This is a genomic window from Bradyrhizobium oligotrophicum S58, assembly GCF_000344805.1.
In the GTDB taxonomy this organism is placed as follows: domain Bacteria; phylum Pseudomonadota; class Alphaproteobacteria; order Rhizobiales; family Xanthobacteraceae; genus Bradyrhizobium; species Bradyrhizobium oligotrophicum.
On record NC_020453.1, the window covers coordinates 764,256 to 786,051 of the forward strand.

21 protein-coding genes, 1 tRNA gene, 2 pseudogenes and 1 riboswitch are annotated in these 21,796 nt (G+C 64.6%); of the genes and pseudogenes, 13 read left to right on the forward strand and 11 right to left on the reverse strand.

All coding sequences use genetic code 11. The features are described from left to right. Nucleotides 1-76: 76 nt before the first annotated feature. Nucleotides 77-156: riboswitch (SAM riboswitch) on the reverse strand. A 112-nt stretch (nucleotides 157-268) separates the two neighbouring features. Together S58_RS03405 and S58_RS03410 are read left to right on the forward strand one after the other, a co-directional pair. Continuing rightward, entirely contained in the window at nucleotides 269-1,375 is a 1,107-nt protein-coding gene (locus S58_RS03405; protein WP_015663841.1) for a 2'-deoxycytidine 5'-triphosphate deaminase, read from the forward strand. A gap of 130 nt (nucleotides 1,376-1,505) precedes the next feature. Beyond that, nucleotides 1,506-2,975: an MATE family efflux transporter gene (locus S58_RS03410; protein ID WP_015663842.1), complete on the forward strand. Its 1,470-nt coding sequence runs from the start codon at nucleotides 1,506-1,508 to the stop codon at nucleotides 2,973-2,975. A 4-nt stretch (nucleotides 2,976-2,979) separates the two neighbouring features. Here S58_RS03410 and S58_RS03415 read toward each other — a convergent pair whose 3' ends face one another. From S58_RS03415 to S58_RS03435, 5 genes are all read right to left on the reverse strand, one after another. Continuing rightward, on the reverse strand, nucleotides 2,980-3,381 hold the full coding sequence (locus S58_RS03415; protein ID WP_015663843.1) for an SRPBCC family protein: 402 nt from the start codon (nucleotides 3,379-3,381) through the stop codon (nucleotides 2,980-2,982). 10 nt (nucleotides 3,382-3,391) lie between these two features. Next, a complete protein-coding gene (locus S58_RS03420; protein WP_015663844.1) occupies nucleotides 3,392-3,751 on the reverse strand; it encodes a VOC family protein in 360 nt (119 codons plus the stop codon). Nucleotides 3,752-3,804: 53 nt separating this feature from the next. Then, entirely contained in the window at nucleotides 3,805-4,659 is an 855-nt protein-coding gene (locus S58_RS03425; RefSeq protein WP_015663845.1) for a helix-turn-helix transcriptional regulator, read from the reverse strand. 62 nt (nucleotides 4,660-4,721) lie between these two features. Next, the gene (locus S58_RS03430) at nucleotides 4,722-5,288 is read right to left on the reverse strand and encodes a methylated-DNA--[protein]-cysteine S-methyltransferase (protein WP_015663846.1); all 567 of its coding nucleotides are present in this window, start codon (nucleotides 5,286-5,288) and stop codon (nucleotides 4,722-4,724) included. 225 nt (nucleotides 5,289-5,513) lie between these two features. After that, nucleotides 5,514-5,936 carry an SPW repeat protein gene (locus S58_RS03435; RefSeq protein WP_015663847.1) on the reverse strand — a complete coding sequence of 141 codons (423 nt, stop codon included), beginning with the start codon at nucleotides 5,934-5,936 and terminating at the stop codon, nucleotides 5,514-5,516. Between the two features lie 216 nt (nucleotides 5,937-6,152). Here S58_RS03435 and S58_RS03445 point away from each other — a divergent pair. Continuing rightward, nucleotides 6,153-6,226: transfer RNA gene (locus S58_RS03445), tRNA-Gly, on the forward strand. A 26-nt stretch (nucleotides 6,227-6,252) separates the two neighbouring features. Here S58_RS03445 and S58_RS03450 read toward each other — a convergent pair. Both S58_RS03450 and S58_RS03455 read right to left on the reverse strand, forming a co-directional pair. Continuing rightward, entirely contained in the window at nucleotides 6,253-8,124 is a 1,872-nt protein-coding gene (locus tag S58_RS03450; RefSeq protein ID WP_015663848.1) for an AMP-dependent synthetase/ligase, read from the reverse strand. Nucleotides 8,125-8,315: 191 nt separating this feature from the next. Beyond that, on the reverse strand, nucleotides 8,316-8,681 hold the full coding sequence (locus tag S58_RS03455; protein WP_015663849.1) for a nuclear transport factor 2 family protein: 366 nt from the start codon (nucleotides 8,679-8,681) through the stop codon (nucleotides 8,316-8,318). Between the two features lie 166 nt (nucleotides 8,682-8,847). On the opposite strand from S58_RS03455, the gene S58_RS03460 reads away from it, so the two are divergent. The 8 genes and pseudogenes from S58_RS03460 to lysK form a co-directional block, all read left to right on the forward strand. Then, nucleotides 8,848-9,207: a hypothetical protein gene (locus tag S58_RS03460; RefSeq protein ID WP_015663850.1), complete on the forward strand. Its 360-nt coding sequence runs from the start codon at nucleotides 8,848-8,850 to the stop codon at nucleotides 9,205-9,207. A gap of 858 nt (nucleotides 9,208-10,065) precedes the next feature. Next, the gene (locus S58_RS03465; RefSeq protein WP_015663851.1) at nucleotides 10,066-10,590 is read left to right on the forward strand and encodes a hypothetical protein; all 525 of its coding nucleotides are present in this window, start codon (nucleotides 10,066-10,068) and stop codon (nucleotides 10,588-10,590) included. Nucleotides 10,591-10,794: 204 nt separating this feature from the next. Beyond that, nucleotides 10,795-10,929, forward strand: coding sequence for a hypothetical protein (locus tag S58_RS39275; RefSeq protein WP_277996604.1), 135 nt, complete (start codon nucleotides 10,795-10,797; stop codon nucleotides 10,927-10,929). Nucleotides 10,930-10,979: 50 nt separating this feature from the next. Further along, on the forward strand, nucleotides 10,980-11,573 hold the full coding sequence (locus S58_RS03475) for an SCO family protein (RefSeq protein ID WP_015663853.1): 594 nt from the start codon (nucleotides 10,980-10,982) through the stop codon (nucleotides 11,571-11,573). A gap of 134 nt (nucleotides 11,574-11,707) precedes the next feature. Then, nucleotides 11,708-12,583 (forward strand): transporter substrate-binding domain-containing protein, encoded by an 876-nt coding sequence (locus S58_RS03480; RefSeq protein WP_015663854.1) that lies wholly within the window; start codon nucleotides 11,708-11,710, stop codon nucleotides 12,581-12,583. Nucleotides 12,584-12,764: 181 nt separating this feature from the next. Further along, nucleotides 12,765-14,408: pseudogene (locus tag S58_RS38865) on the forward strand (lysine--tRNA ligase); the annotation flags it as partial. A gap of 81 nt (nucleotides 14,409-14,489) precedes the next feature. Beyond that, nucleotides 14,490-16,229 (forward strand): DUF4209 domain-containing protein, encoded by a 1,740-nt coding sequence (locus tag S58_RS39510; protein ID WP_456061861.1) that lies wholly within the window; start codon nucleotides 14,490-14,492, stop codon nucleotides 16,227-16,229. Nucleotides 16,230-16,284: 55 nt separating this feature from the next. Next, a pseudogene (gene lysK, locus S58_RS03490) lies at nucleotides 16,285-16,509 on the forward strand (lysine--tRNA ligase); the annotation flags it as partial. A 199-nt stretch (nucleotides 16,510-16,708) separates the two neighbouring features. Here lysK and S58_RS03495 read toward each other — a convergent pair. Next, nucleotides 16,709-17,470 (reverse strand): carbonic anhydrase, encoded by a 762-nt coding sequence (locus tag S58_RS03495; RefSeq protein WP_015663857.1) that lies wholly within the window; start codon nucleotides 17,468-17,470, stop codon nucleotides 16,709-16,711. A 283-nt stretch (nucleotides 17,471-17,753) separates the two neighbouring features. Here S58_RS03495 and S58_RS03500 point away from each other — a divergent pair, with 283 nt between their 5' ends. Continuing rightward, nucleotides 17,754-18,098: a DUF952 domain-containing protein gene (locus S58_RS03500; RefSeq protein WP_042340515.1), complete on the forward strand. Its 345-nt coding sequence runs from the start codon at nucleotides 17,754-17,756 to the stop codon at nucleotides 18,096-18,098. Next, nucleotides 18,095-19,189 carry a quinone-dependent dihydroorotate dehydrogenase gene (locus tag S58_RS03505; RefSeq protein ID WP_015663859.1) on the forward strand — a complete coding sequence of 365 codons (1,095 nt, stop codon included), beginning with the start codon at nucleotides 18,095-18,097 and terminating at the stop codon, nucleotides 19,187-19,189. The genes S58_RS03500 and S58_RS03505 overlap by 4 nt, the downstream gene beginning before the upstream one ends. 110 nt (nucleotides 19,190-19,299) lie before the next feature. Here S58_RS03505 and S58_RS03510 read toward each other — a convergent pair whose 3' ends face one another. From S58_RS03510 to S58_RS03520, 3 genes are all read right to left on the reverse strand, one after another. Beyond that, a complete protein-coding gene (locus tag S58_RS03510) occupies nucleotides 19,300-20,586 on the reverse strand; it encodes an MATE family efflux transporter (RefSeq protein WP_083938787.1) in 1,287 nt (428 codons plus the stop codon). 148 nt (nucleotides 20,587-20,734) lie between these two features. Next, a complete protein-coding gene (locus S58_RS03515) occupies nucleotides 20,735-21,469 on the reverse strand; it encodes an MBL fold metallo-hydrolase (RefSeq protein ID WP_015663861.1) in 735 nt (244 codons plus the stop codon). Nucleotides 21,470-21,481: 12 nt separating this feature from the next. Continuing rightward, nucleotides 21,482-21,790, reverse strand: a complete 309-nt coding sequence (locus S58_RS03520; RefSeq protein WP_015663862.1) for a DUF6460 domain-containing protein — start codon at nucleotides 21,788-21,790, stop codon at nucleotides 21,482-21,484. Between the last annotated feature and the right edge of the window lie 6 nt (nucleotides 21,791-21,796).

A 21,796-nucleotide genomic window follows, 5' to 3' on the forward strand; every position in this document is an offset into this window, starting at 1 on the left:
GTGACCTCCATCGTGACCACCGCCTCTGGCGATGGGCACAAAAAAACCGGCCTGGGATTACTCCTCACAGCCGGGATCACATTCGTCCCCGGCCTGTTTAGCGACTTATTTAACGTGGCTGCAAGCCGGCCGGCTCAAATCACCACGGGATAAGTGGTGCTCATAGTCGCAACCGGCCTTTCCGTCAAGCCAGCCATCGGATAACCGGTCAAAAGACCCTATATAGGCTCGCATAGCCGGCATTCCGGCGCCTGCAAAGGATCAGGTCTTGCCGTTTTCGCTTCCCGCCGACGCCCATGGCATCCTGCCCGACCGCATGATCGTGGCGATGGCGGAGGCCGGCCTGATCATTCCTGCATATGATTTCGTCGAGAGCCAGATCCAGCCGGCGAGTCTCGACCTGCGGCTCGGCGACGTCGCCTACCGCGTGCGCGCGAGCTTTCTGCCGGGGCCGGGATCGACGGTCGCCGAGCGTATCGACGAATTGAAGCTGCACGAGATCGCGCTCGCCGACGGCGCGGTGCTGGAGACCAACTGCGTCTACATCGTGCCGCTGCTGGAGAGTCTGGCGCTGCCGAAGGATATCATTGCGGCCGCCAATCCGAAGAGCTCGACCGGTCGGCTCGACGTGTTTACGCGCGTGATCGCTGACGGAACGCGGCGCTTCGACATGATCGGCGCCGGCTATCATGGCCCGCTCTATGCCGAGATCAGCCCGAAGACCTTTCCGGTCCTGTTGCGCGAAGGCTCACGCCTGTCCCAGGTCCGCTTCCGCTATCGTGATGCTGTCCTGTCCGAGGACGAGCTGATCGCGCTCCACGCGGCCGAGCGGCTCGTGGATCGCGACGACGCCGATCTCGCCGGCGGTGTCGCGCTGTCGGTGGATCTGTCCGGCGCCAATGCCAACGGCTATGTCGGCTATCGCGCCAAGCGCCACACCGGCGTGGTCGATGTCGATCGCCGCGCCGGCTATCCGGTCGAGGAGTTCTGGGAGCCCATCAAGGCGCGCCCCGACGGCAGCCTCATTCTCGACCCCGGCGAGTTCTACATCCTGGCCTCCAAGGAGGCCGTGCAGGTGCCGCCGGACTACGCCGCGGAGATGGTGCCGTTCGATCCCCTGGTCGGCGAATTCCGCGTACACTATGCCGGCTTCTTCGATCCCGGCTTCGGCTATGCCGGCGCCGGCGGGCAGGGCTCGCGCGCCGTGCTCGAGGTGCGCTCGCGCGAGGTGCCGTTCATCCTCGAGCATGGCCAGATCGTCGGCCGTCTCGTCTATGAGAAGATGCTGGCCCGGCCGAACGCGATGTATGGCAGCCGCATCGGATCCAACTACCAGGCCCAGGGCCTGAAGCTCTCCAAGCACTTTCGCCTCTAGTCCGCTGCGCGTTGGAAGCGCACCCGCAATGCGCCCGCCGCACGGGGCGCCGCGTGGTGATGTGCTAGGAAGAACGGTCGAACGATGAACGAGGCCGCGACGATGAGCGCGGCCGGCGGGGGAAGCGAGCATGTCCGAGATCGGCTTGGCCGATGGTCCGGTCGATGACGGGCGATCGCTGCCGGATGTCGCGAGGCCGGTGCGCAATGCGCTGGTCGACGGACCGATCCTGCGCACTCTGCTCTCCTTGGCCTGGCCCAACATCATCGCGAACTCGGCCGGTATCTGCGTCGTGATCGCCGAGACCTCCTATATCGGCCGCCTCGGCATCGAGGCGCTGGCGGCGATGGCGCTGGTGTTCCCGCTGGTGGTCCTGACGATGACGATGTCCGGCGGCGCCATGGGCGGCGGTGTGGCTTCCGCCATTGCGCGGGCGCTGGGCGCCGGTGACACCGAGCGCGCCTCGACGCTTGCGTCGCACGCTTTGCTGATCGCGCTGCTGTTCGGCGCGACGTTCATGATCGGTATGCTCGTGTTCGGCCCGCATCTGCTCGAAACGCTCGGCGGCCGCGGCGCAGTATTGAGCCACGCGGTCGACTATGTGCAGATCTTCTTCGGCGGCGCCATCCTGCCCTGGCTGATGAACTCGATGGCCGGCATCCTGCGCGGCACCGGCAACATGAAGCTGCCGTCGTTGATGATCCTCAGCTCGGCGCTGCTGCAGATCGTGCTCGGCGGTACGCTCAGCCTGGTCCTCGGGTTCGGCATGCGCGGCGTCGCCGCCGGCGCATTGCTGGCGTTCTGCGTCAGTATCTCGGTGATGGGCTGGTACCTGTTCTCCGGCCGCGCCCGCGTGCGGCCGAAGCTGCGGGGCTTGCAGATCAGCCGTGCGATGTTCGCCGATATTCTCAAGGTCGGCGCCATCGCCTGCTTCTCGCCGCTGCAATCGGTGCTGTCGATTGCCATCTTCACCCACATGCTTGCGGGCTTCGGTACGGCCGTGCTCGCCGGCTACGGCATCGGCGCGCGGCTGGAGTTCATGATGACCACGGTCGCATTCTCGATCGGCATGGCTTCGGTGCCGATGGTCGGCATGGCGATCGGCGCCGAAAGGATTGCGCGCGCCCGCCGCATCGCCTGGGTCGCCGGCATGGTCTCATTCGTCTCGGTGGGTGCGCTCTCGACGGGGATCGCGATCTTCCCGCAGCTGTGGGTCGACATCTTCACGCAGGACGAGAGCGCACGTAGCGCGGGCCGGCACTATCTGCAGATCGCCGCGCCGATGTATGCGTTCATCGGCCTGGCGATCTCGATGTATTTCTCTTCGCAGGGAGCAGCGAGGGTGATCGGACCTGTCCTCGCGCAGACGGTGCGGCTGATCTTCATCGCCGCGGGCGGAAGCTATTTGTTGCGCCAGGCCGCGACCGAGAGCGACTTCTTCATGCTGGCGTCGTCGTCCATGGTCCTGCTCGGCGTGCTGACGCTGGCGAGCGTCATGCTCACCCGCTGGGGTACGAAGCCGGCCGCGTTGCAGCTGCGCCCGGCCGTGCTGGCGGCCGGCCGCAGCTCTGGTTCGCAGCCACCGCCGCGGGTTGGCTGAGCCGCTACGCGTGCGGCCTGCCCAGCGTGTCCTGCATCGCGCGCGCGCCGAGCTCCATCTGCTGCTCGATATAGGGCGCGATCTCGTGCGGCAGCACGTCGGTCGTCCAGATCACCCGGCAGCGTTCCTCGCCCTCGGAGACGATCTGGAACGAGGCGCTGTGCTGGGTGATACGCTCGTTCTTGATGGCATAGACGAGGCGCCGGCGTTCATCGTTGCAGTCGACCAATTGCTCGCGCACCACGCTGCCGTTGGCGAAGCTGACGATGCGGATGTCGCCATCGAGCTTGGTGTCGGTCACGAAGCCGCGCGCCACCCTGGTATGAACCGCGCCGAAATCGCGCACTGCGTCCCACACGGCAGCCGCCGGGGCCGCGATCGGAATGTCCTTCTGAATTGATGCCATGGCGCTGATCTCACGGACACACGGCTTCGACGTTGTTGCCGTCCGGATCGATCAGGAAGGCGGCGTAGTAGGTCGGGCTGTAGTCTGCGCGCGGACCGGCGCCGCCATTGTCGCTGCCGCCGGCCCTCAGTCCCTCGCTATGGAATCTGGTAACGGCGGCATGGTCGGCGGCGCGGAACGCGACATGCGCAGCGGCGCTCTTCGCTCCCTTGTTCAGATAGAGCCACAGCGCCGGCTCACCCTTGGGGCCGATCCCCGCCGAGGTCTCGTCCTTGGAGCAGAGGACATGGCCGAGCGGCGCCAGCGCCGCCGCATAGAAGCGGACGCTGGCGTCGAGATTGCCGACCTTGAGGCCGATATGATCGTACATCGATGATCTCCCATGCTTCGCGTGCGGCTGCCGCACGCGCTGGGATCATCCAATCAATGCCGGCTCAGTCGTTCTTGGAGAATCTTGCGCTCGCCGCGCGAGGCCTTGCGAAACTTCAGCGGCGACACGCCGGCGGCGCGCGTGAAGGTGCGGGTGAAATTCGACAGGTCGGCAAAGCCGGTGTCATAGGCGATGTCGGTGACCGGCGTATCCTCCTCGCTCAGTCGCCGGGCGGCGCGCCGCAACCGCGCGCGGATCAGATATTGATGCGGCGTCACGCCGATCGTGGCCGCGAACAGCCGCAGGAAGTGGAACGGGCTGGCGCCGGCCGTCTGCGCCGCAGCCGCAAGATCGATGTCGTCATGCGCATTGTCGTCGATCCACAACGCGCTTTCGACCGCGCGCCGGCGATCCCGCAGGCTCGGCTTCGCTGGCCGTTCCGGCTGGCCACTCGCGGTCGCGACGAAGCGGCCGGCCAGGAGATGACCGATCTCGTCGAGACCCAGATGATGGTCGCGTGCGGCAACGCCCTGTGCGAGCTCGCCGAGCACCATCAGCTCCGGCAGCGGCGGCATCGCGCCCGTCCGCCAGGCCTGCTTGCTGCGAGCCTGGCTGCTGCCGGCGATCTCATCGATGACGTCGTCATCGAAGAAGAACGACAGGCATTCGTCGCCGCAGACGTGGTCATGCGTGCACATGAACTCGTCGCCGGGATGTCCGACCAGCAGCGCGCCGGTGACCAGCTCGAAGAATCGGCCGCGGTGATGGCAACCGAAGCTGCCTTTGCGCACATAGGACAGCGAGTAGCCGGAAAATTGCTCGGCATAGGGCCGCTCACCCGGAGCCGCCGTGCAGCGGAACTCGGATACGGTGACGGCACGGCTCTCGAACAGGATGGTTGCACTCATCCAGTAAATCTAAGCCATTGCCGATGAAAGAGGAGGGGCTACGTGTGAGATAATCGCGCGACTTACGACGCGCGCGGCCGATCGACGGCGAGAAACGCGTCGAACAAGGTCAGGCCCGCATGCGGCCGTGCACCTTCGAGCGACAGCAGCCGACGCTTGGAGATGATGCCGCTGTTCGGCGACGGCTTGTCGAGCCCGTTGCCGATGTCGCGGACGCGATGGCAGGGGACGATCAGGACGAGCGCATTCCTGGTCAGGGCCTGCGCGATCGAGTTCAGCGCCTTGGGGACGTGCAACTCGTCCGCGATGTCGTCGGCGCTGCGCGTCTCCCCGCGCGGAATGGCGCGGACGCAGTCGTAGAGTCGCTGGTTGAAGGGCGGGACGCCGCCGAGGTCGAGCACGACGTCGGAGAAGTCGACATCCTGACCGCGCAGCATGGCGGTGATGCCTTCGATCGCCAGTTCAGTATTCGAACACGGGCGTTGCTCCCGTGCTTCAGGAAATTGCCGATACAACCGCCGCCGGGTCTCGATTTCCCGCACTTCCGGCAGCTGCACGCCGGTGATCCCGGCATCGCTCCACGCAATGCCACAACGGCCGAGGGCCGTATCAAAGATCGTATACCCCATGACGCCACCCCAACCCCACGCCAGATCATATCACTGTCACAATCGCCCGCATCAACTTTGTTTACAAAGTGTTAACAGCGCGGCGCGACCGGGGCGGGTTTGCCCTGATTTGGGTCATGGTTGTCAAGTGCGCTGATATGATCTCCTCGATCGGTATCGCGATGGTGAGACGCGACGCAGCAATCGCGTGCAAGCGGCACGAGAATGCGCCGCGCGAGCTTCATTTCAAGAAAGGCCAGACTTCGCGCCGTTCTCGCCGGCGAAATCCGGATCATGCGCAAGCCACAATTCGAGCAAGCTCAGGAACGTGACGACGATGCCGATCGCGATGCTGACATGCATCGCGGAGGTGTGAACGAAGCCGAGCAGCCACGGCGCTGCGATCAGCCACAGGCCGAGCGCAACCTTCAGCCATTCTTCCCAGTCCGCGAACGCCGCGAGGCCGGCCATCGACAACGCCATCACGGCCACACCGACGATCTCCGAATCGATCCTGCCGGCGGTGCGGGCGAAGCCGAACAGCGAGGGCGCGCAGACGAGGAATGCGCCGCATGCGAGCGTGTAGAGATCGAGGGCCGAAGGGCGCGCCATGACCAGGCGGGCCCTGGACGCGGTGGACGAGAGAGATGCGGGGCTGTGGCTCTGCATGATTTCGGCTCCTGGAGCTGGGCCGGTCGCGCTGGAGCAAGCACAGGCGCCGGCTTCAACTTGCAGAAGCGCGATCCTGCCAATCCGTTCCGACGCCGGTCGCCTGCGCCGATCACGATCGGGCGACCGGGGATCGCGGCGCCGGGGCGCCAGCGAGTGTCCCGTGGCAACAAGCCGCTTGGCGAAACGCATCGTCTCGGCTAAGCATTGGCCAGCGCGGGCGTAGTTCAATGGTAGAACGGCAGCTTCCCAAGCTGCATACGAGGGTTCGATTCCCTTCGCCCGCTCCAATGGTCCGCAGGCCACCGCTGCTTCGTCAGCTTCTGGTCATGGTCGCTGATGACGCGACTACTCCCACCCGCTTCGCATAGATCGCCTCGATCTGCTTTGCAAAAGTTCGCTCGATCGCGGGACGCTTGTTTTTCAGGGTCGGCGTGATCAGGCCTTCCTGCACGGTCCATGGCTCCAGTGTCCAATACACGGCCTTCGGTGTCGCGTAGGAGGGATAGGCCTTCACGGCGCGGGCGATGTGCCGCAACAGGGATGCCGCCTCGGCCTCGGGGCCGCGCTGGTCGTGCGTCGCGAGCCTTGCCTGCTGCTCGGCCCAGCCCTTGGCATTGAGCACGACGATCGCGGCCAGGAATGGCCGGTTCTCGCCGATCACGATCGCCTGCTCGAACAGCGGATCGGTCAGGATCGCGGTTTCCAGATCGGCGGGCGCGATCTTCTCGCCGGTCGAGGTGACGAGAATGTCCTTGATCCGTCCGGTGATGGTGATGCGCCCCTGGTCGATGCGGGCCTGGTCGCCGGTGTGCAGCCAGCCGTCGGCTTCCTTGACGCGCGCGGTCTCCTCCGGCCTGTGCCAATAGGCGAGCATCACGTTCGCGCCGCGCACCATCAGTTCGTCATTGGCGCCGATGCGGACCTCGATGCCGGGCAAGGCGCGGCCGACCGTGCGCGGGTCGTTGTCGTCGGGCGTGTTGACGCTGACCACCGGCGAGGTCTCGGTCATCCCGTAGCCCTGCAGCACTTCGAGGCCCAGCGCCAGGAACAGCCGCACCACCGGTTCGGCGATCGGCGCGCCGCCGCTGACGGCGACCTGCAGCCGTCCGCCGAACCGGTTCAGCACCTTGTCGGCGACGAGGCGCTTCAGCAGCGGCCATGCGGCGCGGTCGAGGAGCGAGAGCCGGGTGCCACGTCCATGCTGCGCATCGAAGCGACGGCCGCCGATGGCGATCGTCAGATCGAGCAGCGCGCGTTCGATCGCGTTGGCGACCGCGCGGTGATGCATCACCACCGAATAGATTCGCTCATAGATGCGCGGCACGGAAATGAGAATGGTCGGGCGCACCTCCATGAGATCGTCCGACAGCTGTTTCACCGAGCGCGCATAGGCGACGCTGGCGCCGATCGCGACCGGGTAGTAGTAGCCGGCCGTCCGCTCGAACGTGTGCGACAGCGGCAGGAACGACAGGAACACGTCGTCGCCATCAGCCACGAGCCGCTGATGGATCGCCTTGAGGTTGGATACGACATTGTCGTGGGACAGCATCACGCCTTTCGGACGTCCGGTGGTGCCCGAGGTGTAGACGATGGCCGCGAGGTCTTCAGGCGCGATGCTGATCTCGTTGCTGGGAGACGCGGCGTTGCCGGGAGCGTTCAACCACGCGTCCATCTCGACCAGCCGCGCATCACCGGCGGGCGCGCGAGCCGTTCGCATGTCGGCACAGATGATCCGCTTGAGGTCGGGGAGGGCCTGGCCGACGGCGGCGATCTCCTCCCATCGTTCGTCGGAGTCGACGAGCAGCAGCCGCGCGCCGGAATCGGCGAGGATGTAGGCGATGCTGTCGGCATTATCGACCGCATGCATCGGCACCGGGACCAGGCCGCGCGACAGCGCCGCCTGGTCCATGGCGAGATGCGCGATGCCGTTCGGCATCAGGATGGCGACCCGTTCGCCCTGGCCAAATCCCTCGGCCGCGAGCGCGCGCCGCCAGCGATCGACGACGCCGTCGATCTCGCGCCAGGAGAAGCTCGCCCATTTGGTCTCGCCTGCATCGAAGTGGCGATAGGCCTCCTTGTCCGGGCTCTGCCGGATTCGCCAGCGCCATAGCTCTGGCAGGGTCGTGATGGCGGCGAGCCGCCCGGTCGCCGCCGCGTGATCTTCAAGGGGAGTTGATTGCTGCACGCCCGTCTCCGGCGATCCTGAATTCCGTCGCGATGAGAGCGTCTTGCAGCGGCGGCTCGGAGCCGACGTTGACGTAGCGCAATCACCGGAGGGCTGCCCATGCGCCTGGGCATGGGAGCCCGGCAATCGCGGGCGGCTGGAGCATGCCGGGCAGCACAGCTTCCTGACCGGAGCGCTGCGCGTGCCGGCCGTCAGGCGCCGTCCGGGACCCGGTCGAGAAAGCCGGTGACGTGCCGGATCCGGCCGTCCGCGAGCTCCACGAAATCCGTGCCCTGGATCGGCCCGTCCGCATTCTCCGGACCGAGCTGCCAGGAAAACCGGACATAGTCGCCATGGCCGTTGGCGGCGCCGAGCAGGCGGAATTGAAAGTCGGGAAAGCGTTGCTGCACGCCGGCGACCAGGGCTTCGATGGCGTCGTGCCCTTCGCCGCGCATCAGCGGATCGACGTAAGTGGCGTCGGTCGTCCATCGACGCGCGAGCAGGGCGCGCCGCTGCGTGGCGTTCCGTTCATTCCACAGCGCGATGTAGCTCTCGGCAATCGGGGTCACGTCGGTCATCGATGCTCTCCATGTTGTGAACGATGAGAAGCCGATGATCGCGCCCGGCGCGCAGCGAATCGATTACCTCGAACGTCATCTCATTTGGCATGACCAAACTGTAAGTTGCCGGCCTCCTGCGCGACCATTATCCAGCGCGCGGAGACGGTGCGGGGGAATGCGTCGCATGTTGTCCGACACTTGGAAGTTGATCGCAGTTGCCATCTGTCTCGTGCTGTTCACGGCGGATACCGTGCTCAAGCCGCAGGACAAGCCCAATCGGATGGTCTTCTTCGAGCTGCATCGGGGCCAGAGCCCGACGATGATCGGCGTCATGCGCGACGATCTGATCAAGCTGCCGGGACGCGGTGCTGCGCGAATCCGCGATGCGCTGATGCGCGGCGAGACGTTAACGGTCTGGCAATATGAGTTAAGAAAAACTGAAGACGGCAGCTATCAGGAAGTGCCCGAGCGGCAGATCGAGCTCGTTGCCGCCGATGCGCCTCTCGTCACGTTCGGCGCGCGGGTTCGTCTGCCGGACGATTAGATCATGATGCGATTCCACGGAATCGAATCATGATCTCATTTTCTGTTCGAGGAGGATCTCTGCGCTTCGGCGTTGGTCGCGGGGGAAACCGGTTTTCACTTTTGCGGACCATGCTCTCGTCCTAACGCGTCACGATCACCATCATCCGGGGCCAGGCCGCAGGCTTTGAACCGGGAATCCCGATGTCTTGAGTCCCGACAATTTCCTGGTTCAACATCAATGCGCAGCCGCGATGGCGGCATGGACGCGGGGGCGTATTCCCGAAACGATACACTCTCCTCGATGTGGCTTTGCTCCCGCTTGGCACGCCAGCCGGAGCTGATCCTCCGCCGGACGACGCCGCGATCAGGGGACGGTGTCCAAACCGGTCGACGCCGGTGTCACGCTCAGCGAATCCCTCCGCTCGCCAGGTCGTCATTCACGAACGCGAGCGTGACGGAATGCGGCGGCCTCCATCGGAACCTCGAGACCGAGTCCCGGGATTTCACGGGGTTTTTTGCGTCGCGTGGTGCAGCGGTCACGGGCTCAGGCGAATCATGCCGAGCTGTCGCCGCGCTCGTGGCGTCACCGCCATGCTCGGAACCAAGTGAGGTGATTTTTTCGCGGCAGCAACCGGGTGGTGCAGCGAGCTTGCAACACTTGCCCTGAATTTGGTTCTCGTCGCCGCACCGTCCTAGACAAAAACACGATCTCGCAACACGCTGCACCTGCGATTTGGATTTGGCTTTCGCGTTCCGGTTCTGGGGAGGGCTCGTGATTGCCAAGGTCCGCCGCAGTCCAAGCATCACAAGAAGCGCATCACACGAAGCGCAATACAGTCGGTCAGATCGGTTTCGCCGGGTTGAACTGGGGCTCGACATGAAATTCTGGACGGGGTTGCTCGCGGTTGTTCTGTTGCTGTCCGGGGTGGGGGCGAGCCAGGCCGTGGTCCGAATCGCCGACGACCGCGGCGGCCGGATCGGCACCTATGTCGACAAATACCAGGGCCTGCGATCGTCCGGTGAGTATGTGATCATCGACGGGCTCTGCGCGTCGGCCTGCACCATCGTGCTGGGCGCCGTCCCCCACGACAAGATCTGCGTCACCTCGCACGCCAATCTCGGCTTCCACGCCGCCTGGGATTTCGGCGCCAATGGCCGGGCCGTCACCAATCCCGAGGCGACCCAGATGCTGTACTCGATGTACCCGTCGCCGATTCGCCGCTGGATCTCCCAACGTGGCGGGCTCACGCCGCGGATGATCTTCCTGAAGGGTCGGGAGCTGCAGGCGCTGTACAAGCCCTGCTACATGGACGCCCAGGCGTCGTCCCCGTCGTCGTCGCAGGTCACGCCCAACGCTCCGGCGATCTCGCCGGCCGCCGCCAAGGCCTCGGCCTCGCACTGAGGTCGTCGAAACGTCTCCGTGCCTGGGCATGACCGGCGCGGGGACGAGGGCGCCCCGCATCGCTTGTCTGGATCGTTCCGGAGGCTTATCTGAGCGGGTAGGAGGTGGGATTGGCGCCAGGCCGTCACCCGCCAATGTGAGTCCGTCATCATGCAGCCTCTTTCAGCGCCGCAAGAGATACCGTCCGTTTCCGCAGGCGGCCGCTTGGCGACCGGCCCGGCGATCGCGGTTGGAGGCGCGGCGGTCGCGCTGGTTGTCGGCGCCGTCACCCTTTGGGTGCAGTATGGGACCGCGGTGTTCTTCGAGACCATCGCTGCGGGCTTCCAAGCCTGCTTCTGAGACGAGCTGCTTCTGAGACCAAGTTCTGAGACCAAGTGAAGGAACCCGGCATGCCCGCCAATGCCACCCGCCCGCTGGTGATCATCGGAGCCTTTGCCGCCAGCTTGGTGGTCGGGCTGTCGCTGATGTTCCTCATCATGGGGGGCGGGCGCAACATCGCGGCGCCCGCCGCGATCGGCGGGCCATTCCAGTTGACTGACCAAACCGGCGCCGCGGTCACCGAGCAAAGCCTGCAGGGCCGTCCTACCCTGATTTTCTTCGGCTTCACCCATTGCCCGGACGTCTGCCCGACCTCGCTGTTCGAGATTTCCGAGGTGCTGCGCGCGATGGGCAAGGATGCCGACGCCGTGAACGCCTACTTCATCTCGGTCGATCCCGAGCGCGACAATACGGCCGCGATGAAGGACTACCTCTCCAGCTTCGATCCGCATTTGAAGGGGCTGACCGGGGACCCCGAGGTGCTGGCCAAGGTGCTCACCGAATACCGGGTCTACGCCAAGAAGGTTCCCCTGAAGGACGGCGACTACACCATGGACCATACGGCCCTGGTCTATCTCATGGACCGCAACGGCCGGTTCGTCGCGCCTTTCAACCTGAAACGGACGCCTGAGGAAGCGGCTGCGGACCTCAAGAAATACCTCTGAATGCGTTAACGCTCGGGGGCAAGCGGGCGACTGCGGACCGAATCCAGCCTCGAATTCGCGCTGGGATGGTCTATAAGGCGCGCTGACCATCGGGACCGCAGATGCCGACCGTCTTGTCATCACATGTCCAGCCCATGCGTTCGGCCCGCGCCGCCGTCGCGGCGATCGTGCTTTGTCTCGGTATCGCCGCAGCCGGCCCGGAGGCGCGGGCCCAGGCTCCGGTCAGGCCGGCCGTCGAGGCAGCCCCGCAAGCCGTCCCCGGATTCTGGGATCCGCGGCGCCGGCCCGAGCGGCCCGATCTGTCGCGCATCACCGTGATTCGCTTCCTGACCGAAACCGACTACCCGCCGTTCAATTTCACCGGGCCGGACGGCAACCCGGCCGGCTTCAACGTCGATCTTGCCAGGGCGATCTGTGACGAGATCAAGGTCACCTGCACGGTCCAGATGCGCCGCTTCGAGACGCTGCTGGACGCGCTGTCCTCCAACCGGGGCGACGCGATCATCGCGTCGATGGCGGTGACGCCGCAGATGCGGGCGCGGCTCGATTTCTCCGATCCCTACTACCGGGCGCCGGCGCGCTTCGTTTCGCGCCGCGACGCCGTCATGACCGAGATTCGCCCCGAATTTCTCGAGGGCAAGAAGATCGGCGCCGTCGCGGGGACCGCCCACGAGGCCTACCTCAAGGCGATGTTCACCGACGCCGAGATCAAGGCCTATCCGAACGACGACGCGCTGCGGCAGGCGCTGCGCCGCGCCGAGGTCGATCTGATCTTCGGTGACGGCATCTCGCTGGCGTTCTGGGTCAACGGCACCGATTCCGCCGATTGCTGCGCCTTTTCCGGTGGACCTTTCGTCGAAAGCCGCTATTTCGGCGAGGGCGTCGGGATCGGGGTGCGCAAGGGCAACGATTTGCTGCGCCAGGCGCTGAACTGGGCGCTGTTCCGGGTCTGGGAAAAAGGCCGCTACACCGACCTGTGGCTGCGCTATTTCTCGATCAGCCCGTTCTAGAGTTTCACCTGCCGGTGGACATGGCGCATCGCGCCGGACCCACCATCGCTGCGCATCCACCGTCATTGCGAGGAGCGGAGCGACGAAGCAATCCAGAGCCGCGCGTGAGACTCTGGATCGCTTCGCTTCGCTCGCGATGACGCCTTGTGTTAATTCTGCTGCTTTGAACCGGTACTGTCAGATGTCCACGATCGATCTCGTCCCGACCAGCCCGAGCGACCTGCGTGCGCTTGCCGAAAACTCCAATGCCTGGCCGTTCGAGCAGGCGAAGGCGATCGTCAACCGGCTGAAGAAGACTCCGAAGGACGAGGTGCTGTTCGAGACCGGCTACGGCCCATCCGGGCTGCCGCATATCGGCACCTTCGGCGAGGTCGCGCGCACCACGATGGTGCGCCACGCCTTCCGCGTGCTGACCGAGGACAAGATCAAGACCCGCCTCCTGGCGTTCTCCGACGACATGGACGGCCTGCGCAAGGTGCCGGACAACGTGCCGAACAAGGAGATGCTGGCGAGCCATCTCGGCAAGCCGCTGTCGCGCATCCCCGATCCGTTCTCGAACGAATATCCGTCGTTCGCCGCGCACAACAATGCGCGGTTGCGCGCCTTCCTCGACCGGTTCGGCTTCGACTACGAGTTCGCCTCCTCGACCGAGTACTACACCGCCGGGAAGTTCGACGCCGCGCTGCTGCGCATGCTGGAGCGGCTCGAGAAGGTGATGGCGATCATGCTGCCCAGCTTGCGCGAGGAGCGCGCGGCGAGCTACTCCCCGTTCCTCCCGATCTGTCCGCGCACCGGTCTCGTGCTGTACGTGCCGATCGTCGCGCACGACGCCAAGGCCGGCACGATCTCCTATGACGATCCCGAGACCAAGGAGCGCATGACCGTCCCGGTCACCGGCGGCCATTGCAAGCTGCAATGGAAGCCGGACTGGGCGATGCGCTGGCATGCGCTCGGCGTCGACTACGAAATGGCCGGCAAGGACCTGATCGACTCGGTAAAGCTGTCGGGCAAGATCTGCGCGGCGCTCGGCGGCACCCCGCCGGAGGGCTTCAACTACGAGCTGTTCCTGGACGAGCAGGGCCAGAAGATCTCGAAGTCGAAGGGCAACGGGCTCACGATCGACGAGTGGCTGCGCTACGCCTCGCCGGAATCCTTGTCGCTGTTCATGTACCGCGAGCCGAAGGCGGCGAAGCGGCTGTACTTCGACGTCATCCCGCGCAACGTCGACGACTATCAGCAATTCCTCGAGGGCTTCCCGAAGCAGGACCCGAAGCAGCAGCTCGGCAACCCGGTCTGGCACATCCACTCCGGCCGGCCGCCGAAGGCCGACATGCCGGTGACGTTCCAGCTGCTGCTGACCCTGGTGTCGTCGTCGAACGCCGAAAATGCCGAGACGCTATGGGGCTTCATCGGCCGCTACCGGCCGGGCGTGACGCCGCAGACCCATCCCAAGCTCGACGCCATGGTCGGCTACGCCATCAACTATTATCGCGACTTCGTCGCGCCGACCAAGACCTTCCGCGAGCCGACCGAGGTCGAGCGCGTGGCGCTGCAGGACCTCCGCGACGCGCTGTCGAACCTGCCTGCCGATGCTTCCGCTGAGGATATCCAGAACGTGGTCTACGAGATCGGCCGCCGCGAGCCGTTCCTCGACCACGCCAAGAAGGGCAAGGATGGCCGCCCCGGCGTGTCGCTGGACTGGTTCAACATGCTCTACCAGGTGCTGCTCGGCCAGGAGAAAGGCCCGCGCTTCGGCTCGTTCGTCGCGGTCTACGGCGTCAACAATGCGGTGGCGATGATCGACGGGGCGCTGGCGCGTAGCAGCTCAAGGAAATTGACCGTTCCATCTTCGATTGAGGAGATTATTCAGCGAGCCGATGCGATCGAAGGCTCTGTTTCAGAACTGATGATTTCGGAAGAGATAAACAAAGCTAGGATCGCGCTTAAGAGCCCAAGCGAAGCCGAAAACCTCGGTGGGTGGGCGGAAGCACTCGGCTTCGCGCTATTTCCTAGCAAGTCAAACACTAGTCCTTGGAGTACCTATTTTGGGCCGATGGCGACTTCGGTCGACGCTGAAGGCAATAGTCACTACCATCCCGATATTGGCGGCACTCCGGCAGAGGTGCTTGACCATTGGGCCATGCGCGCAACTTCTTTGAAGCATCCGGTGCTCCGTGCCCGTTATGCTGATCTCGCCTGGGACCTTGCTTACGCTATCGGAAGACGTCGGCGTGATTTAATTGCGGCGCGAACAGCAATAGATAATTATTTGGAAAGCGCCAGCGAGCGCTTTCGAAGCGAGCGGTATCATCAGTATGACGCTGTCGATCGAGCGCTCGATCTTGCAATACAAATCAAGGATGAGGGCCGGATAGACGCTGCTCGTGTGGCTTACATGACGCTACACCGACAGGACATGCAGCAGGGTGGCAATCTGTGGTGGCGCGCTGTTGATCGATTGCTGGACGAGAAGAAGGCGAATCTGACTGAGGACGAGCAAGAAGAGTTGATTAGGGATCTCGAAGCGCTTGTTAATCAAAGCAGCGACCCATCGGCGACAAAGTTCGATCCCTATGTGACCGAAAATGCCGCCCGGCGCCTGATAAAGGTCTACTCTCGCGGGCATCGGTCGGCTGATGTGAGGCGTTTACATGAGGCGGTTGCCAAGGCGTACGAACGCTTCGCTGATGCACATCCTCCGATGCTTGCTGCGGCCCTTCTGCAGACGTCTATGGACGCTTACGAGCGGGCTGGATTGACGGAAGATAGCAAGCGCGTACGCGTCGAGATGCAGAGACAAATTGGCGAATCAAAGAGTGACATGAAGCCAATTACATCTGAGATTCTCATTCAGAACGATGACCTGGAAAAATTCCTGACAGGCGTCATCGACGAAGATCTTGGCTCTACTTTTGCGAAGCTGGCGATTGAGTTTTTGCCAAAGCGGAAAATTCTTGAAGCTGACGTAAAGGAGACGGCCAAGGAGGCGCCTCTAATGGCTCATATCTCCCAAAAGATCATGTCCGATGATCGCGTAGCTGCGATTATTGGTTCGGTGAAAGATGATCTCTTCGGTCGGCTTTTCCAGCAAGCCAAATTCAGCTTCAGCTTTTCTCACATCTGGCTGCTTGCCGCATTTCAGCGGCTCGCCGAGCGCCATGACGTGCTGCCTGAGCACTTTGTAGGATGGGCCAATCGGCATGGCATCTTTGAAGACATGGGGTTGTTACTTCAGGGTGTTCGCGCTTGGTTCGAGGGTGATTATGTCAAGGCGGTTCACGTGTTGGTACCTCAAATTGAAGGCGGCGTGAGAAGCATCGCAGGCCAGCTCGGCAAGCCTGTAACCAAGGCACATCCGAAAATTAAGGGGGCCAGTGTTGCCATCAATATGGGCGACATCCTTTATTCAGACGAGATTGTGAAGAAGCTCGGCGATGATGTGGCCTTTTACCTACTCGCGCTCTATGCTGATCCACGCGGTTTAAATCTTCGAAATCAACTGGCCCATGGTCAGCTTCGTTTGACATCGATAAACGATCATACAGCGAGACTTCTTATCCACACACTCCTGGTGCTAGGTCTATGGAAGGAGTTCGCTGAGAGCTTCGCCCAAACTCAAGCTCAGAGCGTGGAGGAAAAGTTGTAAATGTATTTGGGCGTAGCGATGTGCTGCCCGATTTCCAGGGCAGCGCCTATGACTAGACGTCCAGAACGTGGTCTACGAGATCGGCCGCCGCGAGCCGTTCCTCGACCACGCCAAGAAGGGCAAGGATGGCCGCCCCGGCGTGTCGCTGGACTGGTTCAACATGCTCTACCAGGTGCTGCTCGGCCAGGAGAAAGGCCCGCGCTTCGGCTCGTTCGTGGCGGTCTACGGCGTCAACAATGCGGTGGCGATGATCGACGGGGCATTGGCGCGCAGCGCGTGAGCGCTACGCTGCTCATCACACAAATGGCGTCGTCCCGGCCTTGAGCCGGGACCCATAACCACCGGCCGTCATTTGGCGGAGGATCTCCGCCACCTTCCAAAACAATCAAGATTCCGCGGTATGGGTCCCGGCTCAAGGCCGGGACGACAGCGGAATGCTGGGCGACCGCCTCAGCTCGAAGCCGCCCGAGGCGCGAGTCCTACACCCCCTGCAGCACGAAGCGGCGGTCGAGCTTCTGCACCGGGCGGGCGTTCATCGGATAGAGCTTTGCGAATTTCGCCACGTCGGCTTCCGCGACCGAGACCGGCTCGCTCAGCAGCAGCCATTCGACCACCTCCGAGCAGGGCGGCGTCGTCAGCGAGCCGGCGTAGCGATAATAGGTGCGGCGCGCCGGCAGCATCATGTTGGGATTGATGCGCGCATCGGCCTTGACCGCGGGGCCCTCCTTGTCCGGCATCGTCGCGACGATCTGCGCGAAGGCGGGGTTGGGACGGCCGGTGGTCATGAGCACGCCGACCACGGCGAGCCCGCCCGAGGCGGCGCGGTGAACGAAATGCGCCTCCATCGGATAGTTCTTGCCGCCGATCTGATGCTCGCTCGGGCGATGGAAATGCACCTGCAGCAGCTTGTAGGTGGTGCCGTCGAGCTTCAGGGTGCTGCTGCCGTCGGCGAAGTTGAGCTGGATGGTATGGCCGTTGTTGACGATGGTGTCGGCGGTCCTGGCCCAGTTCAGCCTGAAGTCCGGCAATTGAGCCCGGGTCGGATGCTCGATGTCGACTGGCGATTGCTGAGTGCCGACGCCGCACACCTTGTTGGCCGCATCGAGGTCACCCCATTTGGCGGGGCCGGTCTCGCCCTCGTAGCTCCAATGCGGCGCACCTTCCGCGGCGAAGCCCGGATTGGCGCAGACCGGGCAGAGAGCGAGTCCCGCGAGGGCCTTCAATACGTGGCGGCGGTTCATGGAAATCTCCAAACGTAAGTTGTGATGCATGCAATCAGTGCGGCGCGCCGGCGCCGAAGCGGCGGCCGAGGCGAATCGCAGGGCTCAAGAGAAGCCCAATCCGGTTAATCCTTGCTGAGGATTCGTGGCAGCCGGGCGATGCGCGCCGACGAGGGACAATCTGTGCGGGTCGTTGTCGGCGTCCCCCGGACAATCCATGCTTGAGTTCGCCGTCCCCTGCCGATACGGTCGATCGTTCGGCGAAAACACCAGCAAACTCAAGATCAAGCCAGGACCGCGCGACGTGCCCAAAATCTACAAAATCTGCTCAGCTTCGGCCTGGCGCGAGGCGGAGCGGCTGGGTGTCTATCACGGCAGCGCCGATGATGTGCGCGACGGCTTCATCCATTTTTCGACCGCGCCCCAGGTGCCGGAGACCGCCCGGAAGCACTTTTTCGGCCAGAGCGCGTTGTTCCTGGTCGAGGTCGAGGCGGACGCGCTGGGCGAGCGGCTGCGCTGGGAGCGCTCGCGCAACGATGACCTGTTCCCGCACCTCTATGGCGAGCTCGATCTCGGCGCCGTGACCGCCGTTCACCAGATGCACAGCCGTGCCGATGGCGGCCACGACCTTCCGGGACTCGTGCCGTGATCCGCGCGTTTGACCAGCTCTCGCTGCCGCTGCTGCGCTGGCTCGATGCCGAGGACGCGCATCGGCTCGCCATCCAAGGCCTGAAGATTCTGCCGGCGATCAAGCCGCGGCCGGATGATGCCAAGCTCGCGGTGCGCGCCTTCGGCCTCAATTTCCCGAATCCGGTCGGCATGGCGGCGGGCTTCGACAAGAACGCCGAGGTGCCCGACGCGCTGCTGCGGCTCGGCTTCGGCTTCGTCGAGATCGGCTCGGTGACTCCCCGTCCGCAGAGCGGCAATCCGCGGCCGCGGCTGTTTCGCCTGGAGCGCGACGAAGCCGTCATCAACCGCATGGGCTTCAACAATGACGGCGCCGAGCAGGTGCTGCGGCGGCTCGCCGGGCGCGCCCATCTCGGCGGCATCGTCGGCGTGAATGTCGGGGCCAACAAGGATTCCGCCGATCGCGTCGCCGACTATGTCCGGCTGATCGAGACGTTCGCGCCGGTCGCGAGCTATTTCACCGTCAACATCTCCTCGCCCAACACGCCCGGCCTGCGCAACCTGCAGCAGGCGGCGCAGCTCGATGATCTCCTGGCCAAGGTGCTGGAGGCGCGCGACCGCGTGCGCCGCAAGTCCGGCGACACCCCGGTGCTGCTCAAGATCGCGCCCGATCTCAGCCTCGCCGAGCTCGACGACGCCGTCCACGTCGCGCGCTCGCGCGGCGTCGACGGCATGATCGTCTCCAATACGACCCTCGCCCGCCCGAACACATTGCGTGAGCAGATGCGCGCCAAGGAGCAGGGCGGCCTGTCCGGGCGGCCGCTGTTCCGGCTGTCGACCCGCATGGTGGCGGAGACCTTCGTGCGTGTCGAAGGCGCGTTTCCGCTGATCGGCGTCGGCGGCATCGACTCCGGCGGCGCCGCGCTGACGAAAATCCGCGCCGGCGCCAGCCTGATCCAGCTCTATTCCTCGCTGGTCTACAAGGGCCTCGGCCTGGTCGAAAGCATCAAGGCCGACCTGACCTCGACATTGCTGCGCACGGGGCGCGATTCGCTGTCGGAGATCGTCGGCGCCGATGCCGCGACCATCACCGCCGAGGACTGGCCGGTTTAGCCGCGCTGCATTGTCGACAAAGAATGCAGGGTGGGCAAAGCGGAGCGTGCCCACCATTTGCGCGGCAGCAAGGCGGTGGGCACGCTTCGCTTTGCCTGCCCTACGAACCCTCATGATGTCCCGAACGACGCCTTGAGCAGCGCCGGATAGCGCGCCGCCTGGAAGCCGCCGCGGGCGGCGTAGAAGCCGAGCAGCGCGATCCACAGTCCTGTGTTGCCGAAGCCGCGCAGCGCCAGCCAGATGCCGAGGAAGACGACCAGCGCCGCCACCATCAGGTTGCGCATGTCGCGCGCCCAGGTGGCGCCGATATAGACGCCGTCGAACGCGAAGGCGAACACCGACAGCAGCGGCGAGGCCACCACGAACGGCAGATAGGCGCGCGCGGCGCTGCGCACGTCGGCGCTCGCGCTCATCACATTGATCAGCATCGGCCCGAACAGCGCGAAGATCACGGCCACCACCAGCGCGAAGCCGAAACCCCAGGCGATCACCAGCCGCGTGGCGCCGGCGAAGGCGTCCCGGTCGCGGGCGCCAAACGCGTAGCCGCAGAGCTGCTCGGCGGCATTGGCGAGCCCGTCGAGAAAGAACGCGGCCACCAGCAGGAAATTGTTCAGTACTGCGTTGGCGGCGAGCGTGGTGTCGCCGGCGCGCGCGCCCTGCGAGGTGAAGAACAGGAACGCCACGATCATCGCCGCGGTGCGGATCATGATGTCGCGGTTCACCGCCATCATGTGCATCAGCTTGGCGCGATCGAACAGCGCGGGACGCGATATCCCGGCGCCCGGCTTGACCAGCCGGCGCGCCAGCACCAGGCCGATCGCGACGCCGACGGTCTCCGCTATCACGGCGGCGATCGCCGCACCGACGATGCCGGTCTCCAGCACCTGCACCAGCAGAATGGTCGCGGCCATGTTGATCACATTGATCGCGACCTGGATCGCCAGGGCTAATCTCGCGCGGGCAAGCCCGACCAGCCAGCCGAGCAGTACGTAGTTGGCGAGCGCCAGCGGCGCCGACCAGATCCGCACCATGAAATAGCTGCGGGCCGCATCGAGCACGGCTTCGCTGCCGCCCATGACGTCGAAGATGATGGCGGCGAGCGGCAGCTGCAGCACGATCAGCCCGATGCCGATCAGCGCCGCCAGCGCAAGGCCGCGGATCAGCACCATCAGGATCTCACTGGTCTCGCCGGCGCCGAGCGACTGCGCGGTGAAGGCGAGCGTGCTGGCGCGCAGGAACGCGAACAGCCAGAACAGGCAGTCGAAGATCACCGAGGCCATGGCGACGCCGCCGAGCATGGCCGCCTCGCCGAGCCGGCCGATCGCCGTGGTCGAGACGATGCCGATCAGCGGCGTGGTGAGGTTGGCGATCATCGCGGGACCCGCGATGTCGAACACCTGCGCCGTGGTGATGGCCGGCCTCTTGAGTCCGGGTGAATGCAACGGAATGCTCGCTCGACTTGCCGGCCCGCCATGCGCCGCGCCGGTGCGGCGGCTCTCTCAGCCGGGGTCAGGACCCAGTCTAGCCTTTGTTCCGGGTATGAGGCTAGAGATCAATCGTCATACCGTCATGCGCCGCTGCATGAGGCAGGGTCTCCAGCCGGGCCAGCATGTCGTCGCTCATATGCGTCAGCACCAGACGCTTCGGCCTGATCTCGCCGAGATGCGCCGCGAGCGTGGTCAGGCTGAGATGGTTCTTGACGGGCCTTTCAAACGTATAGGCCTCGGCGATCAACAGGTCGGCGTCACGTCCGAGCGGGACCAGGCTCTCCGTCCATTCCGTATCGGCCGTATAGGCGACCACGCGTCCTTCGGCCTCGATGCGGTAGCCGAGAAAGGGACCGCCTGAGTTGCCATGCACGACCGTGTAGGGCGTCACGCAGAGCTCGCCGAAGCGCACCTGCCGCTCCGGCTCCAATGCGATCACCGACAGCTCGAATTTGCGCGGCGTGGTCGAGGAGTGCTCGAACAGCGCCTCCATGACTTGCGTCAGACGCGTCTCAATGCCCGTCGGCCCGGCAATCACGAGCGGCCGCGTCCGCCGCGCGAACTGCGCATCGAGCAACAGGAACGGCAGGCCCGCGAAATGATCGCCATGGAAATGCGTGATCAGAATAAGGTCGACATCGTTGCAGGCGATGCCGAGCCGCTTCAGCGCCGGCAGCGACGAGGCGCCGCAATCGATCAGCAGGTTGGTGTGCGCGCCGGCCAGATGGAAGCAGGTGTTGGACCTGCCGCCCGAGCCGAACGCATCACCGCAGCCGACGAAACGGAGCTGCATCGGCTCGCGCCGCTATCTGCCGCGCGGGGCGAACAGCCGCGACAGCAACCAGAGCGGGATCACGATGACGGCGCCGAGCAGGAAATAGCGCCACAGCCAGTTGAAGGCGTCGAAGCCGAGCTCGTAGAGCCGGACGAACAACAGCCGGATGCTGTGGATGATGTTGAGCGGGTCGAATCCGATCGCCGACAGCACCACGCCGACCAGGATCGACAGCAGCACCAGCCGGAACGCCACCGACAGCGGCGAACCGCCGAGAAAGCGATACAGGCCATCCGAGCTGCGGGCGCGGGCCGGATAATCCCTGACGTCGTTCGACATGTCATC

Bases quoted from the DNA above. Each gene is read 5' to 3' on its own strand.
- S58_RS03410 (WP_015663842.1), top strand. From the start codon at position 1,506: ATGTCCGAGATCGGCTTGGCCGATGGTCCGGTCGATGACGGGCGATCG.
- S58_RS03415 (WP_015663843.1), bottom strand. From the start codon at position 3,381: ATGGCATCAATTCAGAAGGACATTCCGATCGCGGCCCCGGCGGCTGCC.
- S58_RS03420 (WP_015663844.1), bottom strand. From the start codon at position 3,751: ATGTACGATCATATCGGCCTCAAGGTCGGCAATCTCGACGCCAGCGTC.
- S58_RS03425 (WP_015663845.1), bottom strand. From the start codon at position 4,659: ATGAGTGCAACCATCCTGTTCGAGAGCCGTGCCGTCACCGTATCCGAG.
- S58_RS03430 (WP_015663846.1), bottom strand. From the start codon at position 5,288: ATGGGGTATACGATCTTTGATACGGCCCTCGGCCGTTGTGGCATTGCG.
- S58_RS03435 (WP_015663847.1), bottom strand. From the start codon at position 5,936: ATGCAGAGCCACAGCCCCGCATCTCTCTCGTCCACCGCGTCCAGGGCC.
- S58_RS03455 (WP_015663849.1), bottom strand. From the start codon at position 8,681: ATGACCGACGTGACCCCGATTGCCGAGAGCTACATCGCGCTGTGGAAT.
- S58_RS03460 (WP_015663850.1), top strand. From the start codon at position 8,848: ATGTTGTCCGACACTTGGAAGTTGATCGCAGTTGCCATCTGTCTCGTG.
- S58_RS03465 (WP_015663851.1), top strand. From the start codon at position 10,066: ATGAAATTCTGGACGGGGTTGCTCGCGGTTGTTCTGTTGCTGTCCGGG.
- S58_RS03475 (WP_015663853.1), top strand. From the start codon at position 10,980: ATGCCCGCCAATGCCACCCGCCCGCTGGTGATCATCGGAGCCTTTGCC.
- S58_RS03480 (WP_015663854.1), top strand. From the start codon at position 11,708: ATGCGTTCGGCCCGCGCCGCCGTCGCGGCGATCGTGCTTTGTCTCGGT.
- S58_RS39510 (WP_456061861.1), top strand. From the start codon at position 14,490: ATGATTTCGGAAGAGATAAACAAAGCTAGGATCGCGCTTAAGAGCCCA.
- S58_RS03495 (WP_015663857.1), bottom strand. From the start codon at position 17,470: ATGAACCGCCGCCACGTATTGAAGGCCCTCGCGGGACTCGCTCTCTGC.
- S58_RS03515 (WP_015663861.1), bottom strand. From the start codon at position 21,469: ATGCAGCTCCGTTTCGTCGGCTGCGGTGATGCGTTCGGCTCGGGCGGC.
- S58_RS03520 (WP_015663862.1), bottom strand. From the start codon at position 21,790: ATGTCGAACGACGTCAGGGATTATCCGGCCCGCGCCCGCAGCTCGGAT.